This is a genomic window from Rheinheimera mesophila (assembly GCF_000986865.1).
Classification (GTDB): Bacteria; Pseudomonadota; Gammaproteobacteria; order Enterobacterales; family Alteromonadaceae; genus Pararheinheimera; species Pararheinheimera mesophila.
Genome location: NZ_LAVS01000015.1, coordinates 40513 through 54151 on the forward strand (window position 1 = coordinate 40513; position 13639 = coordinate 54151).

The window sequence follows — 13639 nt, forward strand, 5'->3', positions numbered from 1 at the left end:
CCCAGTTACACAGCAGCAATGGCGCTACTCAACGCAGCAGCACTGTAAAATTTGGACATAAAAAAACCCGGTACAAGACCGGGTTCTTTGCAACAAAAAACGAATTAACGTTTTGAGTACTGTGGACGCTTACGAGCTTTATGCAGACCCACTTTCTTACGTTCAACTTTACGGGCGTCACGAGTGACGAAACCAGCTTTACGTAATGCAGGGCGCAGAGACTCGTCGAACTCCATCAGAGCGCGGGTGATACCGTGGCGGATTGCGCCAGCCTGACCAGAAATACCACCACCTTTTACAGTGACGTATAAGTCAAACTTGCCTACCATTTCCACTAACTCTAATGGTTGCATCACAACCATACGAGCAGTTTCACGACCGAAGTATTCAGTGATAGAGCGTTGGTTGATAACGATGTTACCTGAACCTGCTTTGATGAATACACGAGCTGTAGAGGTCTTACGACGACCAGTACCGTAATATTGATTAGTTGCCATGTTCTGCTCCGATTAGATATCTAAAACTTGCGGTTGCTGAGCAGCATGTTGATGCTCGGCGCCTGCATAAACTTTTAACTTACGGAACATAGCGCGGCCCAGAGGACCTTTTGGCAACATACCTTTAACGGCTGCTTCCAATACCATCTCCGGCTTCTTAACCAGCAGTTTTTCAAAGTTAATTTCTTTGATACCACCTGGGAAACCACTGTGAGAGTAGTACATTTTGTTTTTTGCTTTGTTACCAGTGACAGTCACTTTGTCAGCGTTTACAACGATGATGTAGTCACCGGTGTCAACGTGTGGAGTGTACTCTGGCTTGTGCTTTCCGCGTAAACGAAGAGCGATCTCAGTTGCGATACGACCAAGTGTCTTACCTGTTGCATCAACAACGAACCAGTCGCGTTGTACGCTTTCTGGCTTAGCAGTAAAAGTTTTCATCTAAAAACTACCCAAAAAAATAACACTGTTACACCTAACACAATCTTCATTGTGTCGCTTATCGCACCCCTTCGAGTACATAAACTGCCAGGCTACGGCAATTTCAGGCTGTAACGTGGGCCGGCCGCGGATTATATAGTAACCAATGATAAAAAACAGCCATTTACAGAAAAAATTACGGTAAATGTTCTTTGGCCAGATAATCGTGCGATTGCATCTCCTGCAGGCGACTTAAGCAGCGTTTAAATTCGAAAGACAAAATGCCTTCTAGATAAAGTTGTTCCATAGGCACAGCAGCGGAAATAATCAGTTTGACATGGCGTTCATAGAACTCGTCAACCAGGGCAATAAAGCGCCTGGCGACATCATCGCGGGTCTGTCCCATCTGGGTCACATTCGACAACAGAACTGTGTGATAACACTTACTCAGTTCCATATAATCATACTGACTGCGGGCCGTTTCACAGAGTTCAGAAAAATCAAACCAGATAATACCGTCCGCTTCTTTGCGGCTGGTTAAAGTCCGACCGGCAATTTCAATCTGAGCTTGCTCCTGGCGCGGTTCAACCGACAAAGCTAAAAAATACTCTGCCAGATTACAATCTGCTTTTGCATCCAAAGGCGAATGATAAATCTCAGCCTGAGTTAAAGTACGAAGCCGGTAATCTATGCCACTGTCGACATTCACTACCTCGGTGTGCTGCTTGATTAACGCTATGGCCGGTAAAAAGCGGGCCCGCTGCAGACCGTTGCGGTACAGACCGTCAGGTTCAATATTAGAGGTGGCCACCAGTGTAATACCGCGGGCAAACAACTCTTGCATCAGGGTGCCTAAAATCATTGCATCTGTGATGTCAGACACAAAAAACTCGTCAAAACATAAGATGTCCGTTTCAGCTTTAAAGCGATCGGCCACAATTTTTAACGGGTCGGACACCCCTGGCAGAGATTTAAGCTCCTGATGCACCTTGTGCATAAAGCGGTGAAAATGAATACGCAGCTTACGTGTTGTTGGCAGGCATTCATAAAAGGTATCCACCAGATAAGTTTTACCCCGGCCCACCCCACCCCAGAAATAGAGTCCCTTTAATGGTGTTATCTCTGGCTTTTTACCCAGCAACTTATCGAAAAAGCTCTGTTTAACAGGTTTGTCCTGCACAAATTGCTGGTATAGACGTTCCAGATGTTGCACCGCATTTTGCTGAGCCGCATCAAACAGAAAATCTTCACGTTGGAGGTCTTGTTGATATTTTTGCAGTGGTGTCGTCATGCCGGATATTGAAAAATAAGCCAATTAACCCTAAATAATGGTCGTAATAGTAACATGCCTTACCACTCTGGATAAGAAGATAGGTTAAACTATTGTTGAACTAACTAATTTTTCAGGAGTTGTTATGACTGTTACTTTTGCCTTGGCCTGGTTAGTAGCTGGCTTAGTGGTTGGCATAGTGGCAACCCGCTTGTACTGTTTGCGCCAATTTAATCAGAGCAAACTGCAGGTGGAGCTAAACGAAACCAAACAACAGCTGCAGCAATATCGTAGCGATGTGACAGAACATGTGGAAACCACCCATCAACTGATGAGTCAGCTCCACGAAAACTACGAAAAAATTGCCCGCCACATGGCACAGACCAAGATGCAGTTGATCGAAAGACCAACATTTGACAACCGCAGTGAGCTGAATTATTTCTCGGCAGACACTACGGCACAAATTCGCCAGTCGATCCATAAACTGGATGAGCGTCGCAAAGTGAAGGATGAGCCATCCTATCAACCACTGGATTATTCCAATACCGCTAGTGGTTTAATGAAAAATAAAACTGAGCAAAACTCATCGGACAACTGAACTTTTCGACTGGTAAAGCATTCTTAGTGACGTCATCTGTACAGTGGCGTCGTCCGCGTAAAGGAGCATTACCTACTATGAAGTCGCAGTTATCTTTAGTCAGTGTCAGTATTTTTGCCGCCTTCCTGCTGGCGCAGCCCGCGCCAGCTCATGCCAAATTACCTTTCTTTGGTGCTGGCGATCAGGAAATGCCAAGTTTGGCCCCTATGTTGGAAAATGTAACTCCGGCAGTGGTCAATATCTCTGTCGCTGGTAGCCGTGAGGTTCGTCAGCGTTTGCCCGGTGCATTAGAGCAATTTTTAGGTCGTGGTGGTGAACTGCGTCAGGAACAACCTTTCCGTGGTTTGGGTTCAGGCGTGATCATTGACGCCAAAAAAGGTTATGTAGTCACCAACCATCATGTCATTAACGAAGCCTCTGAAATTCAGGTCACCTTAAAAGATGGCCGCAGCTATAAAGCGAAAAAAATTGGTGAAGATCCAGAGAGTGACATCGCTTTGCTACAAATCGAGGCTGAAGATCTGACACAAGTCGCTTTGGCGGACTCGGATGCGTTAAGAGTGGGGGATTTTACCATTGCTATAGGTAATCCCTTTGGTTTGGGTCAAACCGTCACTTCAGGTATTGTCAGTGCCCTGGGCCGCGGTGGTTTAGGCATCGAAGGTTATGAAGATTTTATTCAGACCGATGCTGCCATCAACAGTGGTAACTCAGGGGGCGCTTTAGTGAACCTCAAAGGCGAGCTGATTGGTATTAATACCGCCATACTGGGTCCAAACGGCGGCAATATCGGCATAGGTTTTGCCATTCCTGCCAATATGATGAAAAATCTGGTCGCTCAGTTTATTGAATACGGTGAGGTACGCCGCGGTGCTCTTGGTGTGCGGGGCGGTGATTTAAATGCTGAAATTGCTAAGGCGATGAAAGCTAAAACCAACAAAGGTGGCTGGGTACAGGAAGTGATCCCGGGGTCTGCTGCAGATAAAGCAGGTCTGAAAAGTGGCGATATTATTACGCATCTGAATGGTAAAAAAATTGGTTCATTTACTGAAATCAGAGCAAAAATAGCGACCTTAGGTGTGGGTAAAGAGATTACCTTGGGTATTCTGCGCGAAGACAAAGCCATGACGGTCAAAGTCACATTAGAAGCAGCAGAAGCAACCACTGCAGAGGCTAAAGTGCTGCATCCTATGCTCGAAGGTGCCAGCCTGAGTGATGGAAAAACTCCGGATGGCGAAGCAGGTGTCGTGATCAACGATGTGGCTGGTCGTTCACCCGCAGCAGCTTTAGGACTGGAAAAAGGCGATGTGATCGTTGGTGTAAGCCGCAGCCGAGTCACGACCACTAAGGAACTGCGCGATATTCTGAGCAAGAGCTCAGGTGTGATAGCGCTGCAGATTCAACGTGGTGAACGTATCCTGTATGTGTTAATACGTTAATCGCTTAACTTTTTGCAGTAGCAGGCTATTGGCTTGCTACTGCAACTTCTGTTTTAGTGTTATGCTTGCAAAATCCTTTAGTTTCTTAATTTCTTCCTGTGTCCAAACTTCTGATAAGTCTATTAAAAAGTGTCGCTTATGGTCTGGCAATCGCCATGCTGTGGTTGGTATTTTTCAACCCGCAACCAGGACTGAAGCTGAATTTTTGGCAGGAAAAAGAATCGTTGCCTGCGCCGGTATCTTATTCTAAGGCGGTTCGTGCCGCCGCACCTGCAGTGGTCAATGTATACACAAAAAGTACCAGTCAGGATCCGCGCTCTTATCAAAGCCGCACCATCGAACGCCAGGAACTGGGTTCAGGTGTGATCATGAATGCTCAGGGTTATGTCCTGACCAACTACCACGTGGTCTATGGTGCAGACCAAATCTCTGTCGCTTTGCAAGATGGCCGGGTTTTTGATGCCGTGCTGATCGGTCAGGATCAATTAACCGACTTAGCCGTCTTGTATGTTGAGGCAGACAATCTGCCAGTGATCCCTCAGGATGCCAGTTTAGAGCCGCAAGTGGGTGATGTCGTATTAGCCATAGGGAACCCTTTTAACCTGGGACAAGCCATTACTCAGGGAGTGATCAGTGCCACAGGGCGTGCCGGCTTGAGCCCGGCCAATGGTTATGCCGACTTTATGCAGATGGATGCGGCTATTAACGCCGGTAATTCAGGAGGCGCTTTAATCAATAGCAATGGTGTTTTAGTGGGTATCAATACCGCGGCCTTTCAACGCCAGCGTAATCAGGATATTCAGGGGATATTTTTTGCGGTGCCTTATCGCCTTGCTAGTAATGTGCTGCAAAAACTGATCAAGCATGGCCGGGTGATCCGGGGTTATTTAGGTGTCAGCGGAGATCCGGTGGTGAACCCTGCCGGCGACTTGATGATATCCACAGCACAAACCTTGTTTGGCGTCAAAATCAGCGCTATTGAACCTTTAAGCCCTGCCGCTATTGCCGGTTTACAGGTCGGTGATATTCTGCAGCAAATCAACGGCGAAACCCTGACCAGCGTGCACCATGCACTGGATTTAATCGCTGAAACCGCTCCGGATACAACCTTGCAAATGTCGATTGACCGACAAGGTAAGCAGCTAAAAATACCTGTAGTGATACGTGAGCTCAACTAAACGACTGACGGACAAATAAAAAAGCCAGTGGCAAAAACCGCTGACTTTTTTATTCACCGAACCTCGGATCAGGCAGGGGCGTTGATCCTCTGAATCCTGGCCCCCAAACCTTTGAGCTTGTGCTCAATCTGCTCGTAGCCACGGTCGATGTGATAAATACGATCCACTATGGTGTCCCCTTCAGCCACTAAACCTGCAATCACTAAACTGGCAGAAGCCCGTAAATCGGTGGCCATCACCTGAGCACCCATCAGTTTATCTGTATGCTTAATCAGCGCTGTATTGCCTTCCAACTGAATATCTGCGCCCATACGTTGTAATTCAGGCACATGCATGAAGCGATTCTCAAAAATAGTCTCTGTGACCATTCCCACACCTTCAGCTACCACATTCAGTACAGTGAACTGAGCTTGCATGTCGGTCGGAAAACCAGGGTGAGGTACAGTCTTTACATTCACAGATTTTAAGGTGCGGCCTGTCATGTTCAGACGGATCCAATCTGGTCCTGAACTAACATCTGCCCCTGCTTCACGCAGTTTTTCCAGCACCACCTCAAGCTCAGCGGGCGATGCATTTAAACAGGTGACATCACCACCTGTTACAGCGGCTGCGACTAAGAAAGTGCCGGTTTCAATGCGATCTGGTAATACGGTGTGATGAGCGCCATGCAGCTTCTCTTTGCCGGTAATACGAATGGTATCAGTGCCTGCCCCCTGAATATCTGCCCCCATAGCAATCAGATATTTGGCTAAATCCACCACTTCCGGCTCACGTGCAGCGTTTTCAATAATGGTTAAACCATCCGCCAACACAGCAGCCATCATCAGATTTTCAGTACCAGTGACACTGACTATATCCATAAAAATATGAGCACCGTGCAAGCGGGCCGCTTTGGCTTTGATGTAACCAGCTTCCACTGTGATCTCAGCACCCATTTTGCGCAAACCGTCGATATGCAGATTGACCGGACGGGCGCCAATGGCACAACCACCGGGCAAGGACACCTCAGCATGACCAAAACGTGCTAATAAAGGTCCTAGTGCCAGAATCGAAGCGCGCATCGTCTTGACCAGCTCATAGGGAGCCATCTGGCTGTGAATAGCAGTCGCATCCACTGTCACCTGATGATCGTCACGGCTGACTTGTGCACCAAAAATACGCAACAATTTGAAGGTGGTGTCGATGTCCTTCAACACAGGAACATTGCTCAGCACAGACGGCTGCTCAGCCAGAATAGTGGCGAATAAAATAGGAAGTGCGGCGTTTTTAGCGCCGGAAATAACAACGTCACCTTTTAAAGTGGCGCCGCCTGAAACCAGAAATTGTTGCATTTTTAACTACTATACAGGTGGGTTAAGTAATTTTTCACGACGCCATTGAGTCGGCGTGAAAGTTTTGATCGAAACAGCATGAATACTACCATCTGCAATGGCTGCCATCAAAGGGGCATAGATCATTTGTTGCTGCTTAACCCGGCTGACGCCGTCAAAACAGTCGCCTATTGCAGTCACAGCATAATGGTTGCCTTCGGCTTTGACATAGACCTCTGCCAGCTTTAATTCTTCAGTTAATAGCTGCTCAATCTCGTTACACTGCATGGCCTTTATCCTCTTTTTCTAATGGCAACAATGCCAACACATCTGACAACTGCGCCAGCGAAATTAATTGCTCAGGCACATGACGCATCTGGATAGTTAAGCCAAGCTGAGTGGCCTGCGCCACCTGATGCAGTAACCAGGCAAGCCCGGCGGTATCGACCAAAGCCAAATCACTGAAATCGAATACCACAGCGCCATTTAGCTTTTTTAATAACTTAAATGGCCACTGGGTGGGCACAGTTTGCCGATCCAGGGCGCCGGCAAAAAACAGTGTTTGTTGTTGCTGACTAATTTTTAGCATCATTACCCTGCAAAGGAGCTGTGATAGGAGCTTTTGATTTTTCCACTAACAAAGCTGTGACGCTGGCCAAACCTTGCTGACGGATCAGGTTACCCAATTCTGCTCTTTTGCTGTCCAGCAGAGAAATACCTTCAGCCACCATATCAAATACCTGCCAGTTCTGCGCATCTTTAGCACGACGCAGTTTAAACTCGATGTTGATATCCGGCTTGCCTGGATCAATCACACGGGTTTTGATCGTAACAATATTCTGGTTACCTACAGCTTTTGCCGGCTCAAAAATCACTTTCTGGTTTTTATACTGGGTCAATGCACCAGCATAGGTCGCTACCATATAGTCCTTAAAGGCCACCACAAAAGCATCACGTTCTTCTGGTTTGGTTTGTTTAATGTAATTACCTATCACGCGGAAAGCGGCATAGCGACTGTCAATGTAAGGCACTAATTCCTCATTGACGATCACCCGTAAATGCTCTAAATCCTTTTGGATTAAAGGTTGATCAGCAGAAATACGACGGAAGGTTTGATCCGCCACAGCTTCGATCATTTTGTACGGATCATCATAGGTTTTGACCTCAGCGGCGAAAGTCTGGGCAACTAACCCAAAAGAAATCAGCGCTGTCGCTGCAATTTTTACCAGCAAATTTTTCATGCTTAGTTACTTCCTCTGTTAAATAAGAACTGGCCAATTAACTCTTCCAGTACGATAGCTGACTTGGTGTCTTCCACATAATCGCCACTTTTCAGAATGGAGACTGTCTCATCGACAAAACCAGGCTGTAACCCTAAATACTGTTCACCTAACAAACCTGAGGTCAAAATAGCCACCGAGCTGGTTTCAGGAAAATTGTTGTATTGGCTATCAATTTCCATCGCCACCACAGGGGAATATTCTTCAGTATTGAGTTCGATAGAACGAACCCGCCCTACCACTACCCCACCCACTTTAATCGGCGAACGAACTTTTAAGCCGCCAATGTTTTCAAACTTGGCGTATAACATATAAGTTTCACCTGAGCCCGTCATGCCGCTGTTGGCCACTTTCAGCGCTAACAACAGAAAAGCAGCTATAGCCAAAGCTACAAACAGACCCACCAACACTTCGATTTTGCGAGATGTCATTTTTTATCCACCAAACATTACTGCTGTTAATATAAAGTCAAAACCTAAGACCGCTAACGATGAGGTCACGACTGTCTGTGTGGTCGCCTGGCTGATCCCCTCCGAGGTAGGAACCGCATCAAACCCCTTATGTAAGGCTATCCAGGTTACAATCAAGGCAAAGACCACACTTTTAATCACACCGTTGAGAATATCTTGCTGAAAATCGACGTTGGCCTGCATCGCGGACCAATACCCACCGCCGTCTACACCCAACCAATCCACACCGACCAGATGACCACCTAAAATACCTACTGCAGTAAAGATCAGGGCCAGTAACGGCATACTGATCACACCGGCCCAAAAGCGCGGCGCTATGATACGGCGCAGCGGATCCACGGCCATCATTTCCATACCGGAAAGCTGTTCTGTGGCTTTCATCAGGCCTATTTCTGCGGTCAACGCACTACCGGCACGGCCGGCAAACAACAAGGCGGTTACCACAGGCCCTAATTCCCGCAACAAGCTCAACGCGACCAAAGGGCCTAACATCTGCTCAGCGCCGAATTTAGACAGCACAGTGTAGCCTTGTAATGCCAGCACCATGCCGATAAACAAACCAGACACCAGAATAATCAGTAAAGACAACACCCCAACCACATACAACTGCTTTAACAACAGTGGAAAGCTTTTACGCGGCGTTGGCCAGGCCACTAAAGCACCAAACAACATTAAAGTTGCACGGCCCATGCCCTGGATCTTAGCAATACTGTGTTGTCCAAGTTGCTGTAACTTATCCACTATCACTTGGCTAACTCCATTAATTCAGCACTGTAACTGGCTGCTTTAAAGTGGAAAGGCACAGGACCATCAGACTGTCCCTGCAAAAATTGTTGTACTAAGGCAGAAGGATGGGCCCGAAGTTCATCCGGCGTACCCTGCCCTATCACTTTTTGTTCTGCCACCACATAGACGTAATCCGCAATACTCATTACTTCATTGACATCATGTGAAACAACAACAGAGGTTAAACCTAACGCGTTATTCAACGAGCGGATCAAGCGCACTATTACCCCCATCGAAATCGGATCCTGACCAGCAAATGGCTCATCATACATAATCAGTTGAGGGTCAAGAGCAATAGCGCGGGCCAGCGCAGCCCGCCGGGCCATACCACCAGAGAGTTCAGCCGGCATTAAATCGCGGGCGCCACGCAAGCCTACAGCTTCCAGTTTCATCAGCACCATCAGACGGATAATCTCTTCCGGCAGACGGGTATGCTCACGAATAGGAAAGGCGACATTGTCATACACCGACATATCGCTGAACAGGGCGCCACTTTGAAACAACATGCCCATTTTTTGCCTGGCTTTGTACAAATCTTTACGATTCAAAGTAGGAATGTCCTGACCATTGATCAGTATTTTTCCCTGCTCAGGTTTAAGCTGTCCGCCAATCAGGCGCAGCAATGTAGTTTTACCAATACCGCTCGGCCCCATAATGGCGGTGACTTTGCCACGCTGAAACTGCATGCTCATGTCATCATAGATCACACGGTCACCACGTTTGAACGTCAGGTGCTGAATGTCTACCAGAATATCTGACACGTTGATCCTCATTGATAAAAAAGACTAGCGCGTATCGCTAAAATTAAAGGCGCGCAATATACCTATGCACAACAGCGACTTCAAGCGAAGCGGATTCACAAAGAGGCACTATTGTATAGGTTTTTCGCCGCAACAACCTTATAAAAAATAGTAACAACTGATTGCAAAAACAGAATAATTCATTTGTTTTACGTAATCTTTTGCATTTAGGTCTGAGAAGCACGAAAATATCTGCCTCTGTGTACAGGCGCAAAGTGTGCCGCGCTGAAAGTGAATCGCAGCTTAATATTTCAGCTCTTGCTATCCTAAGTCATTGGTTTTGCGAATAGCAGGCATAGACAACGACACAGATTCTCTAACCGGATCCTTTCCAATGAACTCAGATCCAACCCAGTTGGCACTGATTACTAAATGGGGACTTTTGCATGACTCTGGACTTTCGCCCTCAGGCTTTGCAGGTATTACAAATTGAAGCCACAGCGGTGACCCAACTGGCCGCTTATATAGACGAGGGTTTTAATCTGGCTTGTCAGATGATGTATGACTGTACAGGTCGTGTCATTGTGATTGGGATGGGTAAATCCGGCCATATCGCCAATAAGATTGCCGCCACCTTAGCCTCCACTGGTACGCCAGCATTTTTTGTACATCCGGCGGAAGCCAGTCATGGTGATTTGGGCATGATCACCCAGCATGATGTGGTGCTTGCCATATCTAATTCAGGAGAAACCGCAGAAGTTCTGACCATAGTGCCGGTTTTGAAACGTCGCGGCATCAAACTCATTAGTATGACAGGACGTGCAGAATCGACGCTGGCGACTTTGTCTGATATTCATCTCTGTGTCCGGGTTGAACAGGAAGCATGTCCTTTGGGTCTGGCACCTACCGCCAGCACTACAGCTACCCTGGCGATGGGAGATGCAATAGCTGTAGCTTTACTGGATGCACGGGGCTTTTCTGCGGATGACTTTGCCTTATCTCATCCGGGCGGCAGCTTAGGCCGGCGTTTATTGTTACGACTGGAAGATATAATGCACAGTGGTGAGGCTCTGCCTGTAGTGCATCACCAGGTCAGCCTGAAAGAAGCACTGCTGGAAATTTCCCGCAAAGGCCTGGGCATGACAGCTATTGTCGATGACGCTGGTCAACTGGCAGGATTATTTACCGATGGTGATTTGCGCCGCGTCCTGGATCAACAAGTTGATTTGCATCAAGCCCGTATCGCCAGTCTGATGACCAGAAACTGCATCACGGCTAAACCTGCTATGCTGGCGGCAGAAGCGTTACAAGTGATGGAACAACGCAAAATTAATGGTCTGATTGTAGTGAACGAACACCAACAGCCTGTAGGTGCGCTGAATATGCATGATTTACTCAAAGCCGGGGTGCTTTAATGTCGTCTTTATTTGCTCAAATGTATCAGGCCGTCAGCCCGGAGCTGGAGCACAAAGCTCAGCAGATCCGTTTATTGATCTGTGATGTCGACGGCGTGTTCTCTGATGGCCGGATTTATCTGGGCAATCAGGGCGAGGAACTGAAGGCATTTCACACCCGCGATGGCTATGGTATTAAAGCATTACGTCATGCAGGTATTGAAGTAGCCGTGATTACAGGTCGTCGCTCCGATCTAGTACAGCAACGTATGACGTCACTCACTGTCCCTTACATTTATCAGGGACAAGAAAATAAACTAGCCGCTTTTGCTGAACTCCAGCAGAAACTGGCACTCGAAACCTCACAAATTGCTTTTATCGGCGATGATTTAGCCGACTGGGCCGTGATGCAACACTGTGGATTGAGCGTTGCGGTAAAGGATGCACATCCTTACCTCGCGTTGCACGCTGACTACCGTTGTACATTACCCGGTGGTTTTGGCGCAGTGCGTGAACTGTGCGATTTGCTTTTGACCTGTCAGGGTAAATTTGCTGAATTTTCAGGAAGTAGTACATGATCCGTCAATTTCTATGGCTACTGCTCATCGTGGCCGCCGCTGCTGGTTTTTATAGCTGGCAACTACTGGAGCAGGAACAAAGCGGCTTGCCAGCCAATCAGGATAGTCAACCTGACTATGTGGCGCAGGACCTGACCCGGATGATTTATGACAAGGAAGGCCACTTGTCTGACTTGATCCGGGCGCAGCGCATGGAGCATTTCGAGCGTTTCGGTTTTTTACAGTTTGATTTCCCTATCTACACCATTTACCAGCAAAAAGTGCCATTATGGCAAGTGACAAGCGAGCAGGCCGTACTTTATCCTGATGACAAACTTATTCTCGAACAGAGGGTGGAGCTGCGTAATATGGCGACAGACCCACTCTTTACCCGGATAGAGACCAATGCGGTTGAGCTGCTGTTCGACAACAATACACTGCAATCGAGCGAACAGGTGCGGATCTTCGGACTGGGTTTCCAAATTACAGGTCAGGGCATGCTGGCCGATTTAAACGCACAGAACATAGAGCTGAAACAGCACACTAAAACGGTTTATTACAATGAAAAGTAACATTATTTTATTAAGTATCGCTTTGACGTTCAGTGCCGTCATTCAGGCCGGACCCGACGATTTCAAAAAAGAAATTCAGGTCGGTTCCGACCGTCAGTTTGGCTCCATTAAAGATAAGGTGATGACCTTTGTCGACAACGTCAAAGTGGAACAAGGCAGCCTGTTAATTGAAGCCGATAAACTGGAAGTCATTGCCAGCGCAGGCAAAGGCAAAGAAGTCTTTATCGCTTCAGGCCAACCCGCGACTTATTCGCAAATGCTCGATGGCGAAAAACCTATCAGAGCCAGTGCTAATGAAATTCGTTATGACGTCGCCAATGGCACACTGGTGCTGACAGGTAATGCTGAACTGAGTCAGAGTGGCAGTATGGTGCAAGGTGCGGTGATTAAATACAACCTGGAAAAACAGGAGCTGGAAGCGCAGTCAGACGGTAAAAAAACCGAACGTGTCACCACAGTGTTCAGCCCGGAAGGAAAAGAATAATGAAGTTAGTCGCGTCCCATCTGGCGAAAAGTTATAAAGGCCGCCAGGTGGTCAAAGACGTTAGTCTGGAAGTCAAAGCAGGTCAGATTGTCGGTTTGCTGGGGCCAAATGGGGCGGGTAAGACAACCACCTTTTATATGATTGTGGGTCTGGTGCCCTCTGATAAAGGCCACATCACCTTAGACGGCAAAGAAATCACCTTTGATCCCATCCATGCCCGCGCCCGCCTGGGTATTGGTTATTTGCCGCAAGAAAGTTCTATTTTTCGTAAGTTGACTGTGTACGACAACCTGCTGGCGATTTTGCAACACCGTAAAGATCTCACGGAAGAACAGCGCGAAGAAAAAGCCGATGCGCTGCTGGACGAATTCCACATCGGCCATATCCGCAATAGTTTGGGTATGAGCTTATCAGGAGGTGAGCGTCGACGGGTGGAAATCGCCAGAGCTTTAGCTGCCGATCCGGCATTTATCCTTTTAGATGAACCTTTTGCTGGCGTTGATCCTATTTCAGTGTTAGATATAAAAAAAATCATTCAGCATTTGTGTCAACGAGGTATAGGTGTGCTGATCACTGACCACAATGTGCGCGAAACGCTTGATGTCTGTGAAATTGCCTATATTGTAAGTCATGGAGAACTGATT

18 protein-coding genes are annotated in these 13639 nt (G+C 47.3%); 8 read left to right on the plus strand and 10 right to left on the minus strand.

What is annotated here, in order from left to right; genetic code table 11:
* Positions 1 to 104: 104 nt before the first annotated feature.
* From rpsI to zapE, 3 genes are all read right to left on the minus strand, one after another.
* The gene (gene rpsI / locus SD53_RS07780; protein ID WP_008899943.1) at positions 105 to 497 is read right to left on the minus strand and encodes a 30S ribosomal protein S9; all 393 of its coding nucleotides are present in this window, start codon (positions 495 to 497) and stop codon (positions 105 to 107) included.
* Between the two features lie 12 nt (positions 498 to 509).
* Positions 510 to 938, minus strand: coding sequence for a 50S ribosomal protein L13 (rplM, locus tag SD53_RS07785; protein ID WP_046519663.1), 429 nt, complete (start codon positions 936 to 938; stop codon positions 510 to 512).
* A 175-nt stretch (positions 939 to 1113) separates the two neighbouring features.
* Positions 1114 to 2208 carry a cell division protein ZapE gene (gene zapE / locus SD53_RS07790; RefSeq protein ID WP_046519664.1) on the minus strand — a complete coding sequence of 365 codons (1095 nt, stop codon included), beginning with the start codon at positions 2206 to 2208 and terminating at the stop codon, positions 1114 to 1116.
* Positions 2209 to 2332: 124 nt separating this feature from the next.
* On the opposite strand from zapE, the gene SD53_RS07795 reads away from it, so the two are divergent.
* From SD53_RS07795 to degS, 3 genes are all read left to right on the plus strand, one after another.
* A complete protein-coding gene (locus SD53_RS07795) occupies positions 2333 to 2785 on the plus strand; it encodes a Z-ring associated ZapG family protein (RefSeq protein ID WP_046519665.1) in 453 nt (150 codons plus the stop codon).
* A gap of 77 nt (positions 2786 to 2862) precedes the next feature.
* Positions 2863 to 4224 carry a Do family serine endopeptidase gene (locus SD53_RS07800; protein WP_046519666.1) on the plus strand — a complete coding sequence of 454 codons (1362 nt, stop codon included), beginning with the start codon at positions 2863 to 2865 and terminating at the stop codon, positions 4222 to 4224.
* Between the two features lie 98 nt (positions 4225 to 4322).
* Positions 4323 to 5402, plus strand: coding sequence for an outer membrane-stress sensor serine endopeptidase DegS (gene degS, locus SD53_RS07805; protein WP_046519667.1), 1080 nt, complete (start codon positions 4323 to 4325; stop codon positions 5400 to 5402).
* Between the two features lie 68 nt (positions 5403 to 5470).
* On the opposite strand, the gene murA is transcribed toward degS, so the two are convergent.
* From murA to SD53_RS07840, 7 genes are read right to left on the minus strand one after another with little or no spacing between them, the layout of a single operon-like run.
* Positions 5471 to 6733 (minus strand): UDP-N-acetylglucosamine 1-carboxyvinyltransferase, encoded by a 1263-nt coding sequence (gene murA, locus SD53_RS07810; protein ID WP_046519668.1) that lies wholly within the window; start codon positions 6731 to 6733, stop codon positions 5471 to 5473.
* A gap of 9 nt (positions 6734 to 6742) precedes the next feature.
* Positions 6743 to 7000, minus strand: a complete 258-nt coding sequence (locus SD53_RS07815; protein WP_046519669.1) for a BolA family protein — start codon at positions 6998 to 7000, stop codon at positions 6743 to 6745.
* Positions 6990 to 7301, minus strand: coding sequence for an STAS domain-containing protein (locus SD53_RS07820; protein WP_173425690.1), 312 nt, complete (start codon positions 7299 to 7301; stop codon positions 6990 to 6992). The genes SD53_RS07815 and SD53_RS07820 overlap by 11 nt, the downstream gene beginning before the upstream one ends.
* Positions 7288 to 7953 (minus strand): MlaC/ttg2D family ABC transporter substrate-binding protein, encoded by a 666-nt coding sequence (locus SD53_RS07825; protein WP_046519671.1) that lies wholly within the window; start codon positions 7951 to 7953, stop codon positions 7288 to 7290. Before SD53_RS07825 ends, SD53_RS07820 begins: the two co-directional genes overlap by 14 nt.
* Positions 7954 to 7955: 2 nt before the next feature.
* Positions 7956 to 8423, minus strand: a complete 468-nt coding sequence (gene mlaD / locus SD53_RS07830; RefSeq protein WP_046519672.1) for an outer membrane lipid asymmetry maintenance protein MlaD — start codon at positions 8421 to 8423, stop codon at positions 7956 to 7958.
* Between the two features lie 3 nt (positions 8424 to 8426).
* A complete protein-coding gene (gene mlaE, locus SD53_RS07835; RefSeq protein WP_046519673.1) occupies positions 8427 to 9209 on the minus strand; it encodes a lipid asymmetry maintenance ABC transporter permease subunit MlaE in 783 nt (260 codons plus the stop codon).
* On the minus strand, positions 9206 to 10021 hold the full coding sequence (locus tag SD53_RS07840) for an ATP-binding cassette domain-containing protein (RefSeq protein ID WP_046519674.1): 816 nt from the start codon (positions 10019 to 10021) through the stop codon (positions 9206 to 9208). The genes mlaE and SD53_RS07840 overlap by 4 nt, the downstream gene beginning before the upstream one ends.
* Positions 10022 to 10434: 413 nt before the next feature.
* Here SD53_RS07840 and SD53_RS07845 point away from each other — a divergent pair, with 413 nt between their 5' ends.
* From SD53_RS07845 to lptB, 5 genes are all read left to right on the plus strand, one after another.
* Entirely contained in the window at positions 10435 to 11403 is a 969-nt protein-coding gene (locus SD53_RS07845) for a KpsF/GutQ family sugar-phosphate isomerase (protein ID WP_046519675.1), read from the plus strand.
* On the plus strand, positions 11403 to 11960 hold the full coding sequence (gene kdsC, locus SD53_RS07850; protein ID WP_046519676.1) for a 3-deoxy-manno-octulosonate-8-phosphatase KdsC: 558 nt from the start codon (positions 11403 to 11405) through the stop codon (positions 11958 to 11960). Before SD53_RS07845 ends, kdsC begins: the two co-directional genes overlap by 1 nt.
* Entirely contained in the window at positions 11957 to 12511 is a 555-nt protein-coding gene (lptC, locus tag SD53_RS07855; protein ID WP_052749303.1) for an LPS export ABC transporter periplasmic protein LptC, read from the plus strand. Before kdsC ends, lptC begins: the two co-directional genes overlap by 4 nt.
* The gene (lptA, locus tag SD53_RS07860; RefSeq protein ID WP_046519677.1) at positions 12501 to 12995 is read left to right on the plus strand and encodes a lipopolysaccharide transport periplasmic protein LptA; all 495 of its coding nucleotides are present in this window, start codon (positions 12501 to 12503) and stop codon (positions 12993 to 12995) included. The genes lptC and lptA overlap by 11 nt, the downstream gene beginning before the upstream one ends.
* Positions 12995 to 13639 (plus strand): LPS export ABC transporter ATP-binding protein (lptB, locus tag SD53_RS07865; protein WP_046519678.1); only part of this gene is annotated, 645 nt, incomplete at its 3' end. The genes lptA and lptB, both read left to right, overlap by 1 nt.

Bases quoted from the DNA above. Each gene is read 5' to 3' on its own strand.
- SD53_RS07815 (WP_046519669.1), bottom strand. From the start codon at position 7,000: ATGCAGTGTAACGAGATTGAGCAGCTATTAACTGAAGAATTAAAGCTG.
- SD53_RS07820 (WP_173425690.1), bottom strand. From the start codon at position 7,301: ATGCTAAAAATTAGTCAGCAACAACAAACACTGTTTTTTGCCGGCGCC.
- SD53_RS07800 (WP_046519666.1), top strand. From the start codon at position 2,863: ATGAAGTCGCAGTTATCTTTAGTCAGTGTCAGTATTTTTGCCGCCTTC.
- mlaD (WP_046519672.1), bottom strand. From the start codon at position 8,423: ATGACATCTCGCAAAATCGAAGTGTTGGTGGGTCTGTTTGTAGCTTTG.
- kdsC (WP_046519676.1), top strand. From the start codon at position 11,403: ATGTCGTCTTTATTTGCTCAAATGTATCAGGCCGTCAGCCCGGAGCTG.
- rpsI (WP_008899943.1), bottom strand. From the start codon at position 497: ATGGCAACTAATCAATATTACGGTACTGGTCGTCGTAAGACCTCTACA.
- SD53_RS07825 (WP_046519671.1), bottom strand. From the start codon at position 7,953: ATGAAAAATTTGCTGGTAAAAATTGCAGCGACAGCGCTGATTTCTTTT.
- SD53_RS07840 (WP_046519674.1), bottom strand. From the start codon at position 10,021: ATGAGGATCAACGTGTCAGATATTCTGGTAGACATTCAGCACCTGACG.
- lptA (WP_046519677.1), top strand. From the start codon at position 12,501: ATGAAAAGTAACATTATTTTATTAAGTATCGCTTTGACGTTCAGTGCC.
- SD53_RS07795 (WP_046519665.1), top strand. From the start codon at position 2,333: ATGACTGTTACTTTTGCCTTGGCCTGGTTAGTAGCTGGCTTAGTGGTT.
- murA (WP_046519668.1), bottom strand. From the start codon at position 6,733: ATGCAACAATTTCTGGTTTCAGGCGGCGCCACTTTAAAAGGTGACGTT.
- SD53_RS07845 (WP_046519675.1), top strand. From the start codon at position 10,435: ATGACTCTGGACTTTCGCCCTCAGGCTTTGCAGGTATTACAAATTGAA.
- zapE (WP_046519664.1), bottom strand. From the start codon at position 2,208: ATGACGACACCACTGCAAAAATATCAACAAGACCTCCAACGTGAAGAT.
- lptC (WP_052749303.1), top strand. From the start codon at position 11,957: ATGATCCGTCAATTTCTATGGCTACTGCTCATCGTGGCCGCCGCTGCT.
- rplM (WP_046519663.1), bottom strand. From the start codon at position 938: ATGAAAACTTTTACTGCTAAGCCAGAAAGCGTACAACGCGACTGGTTC.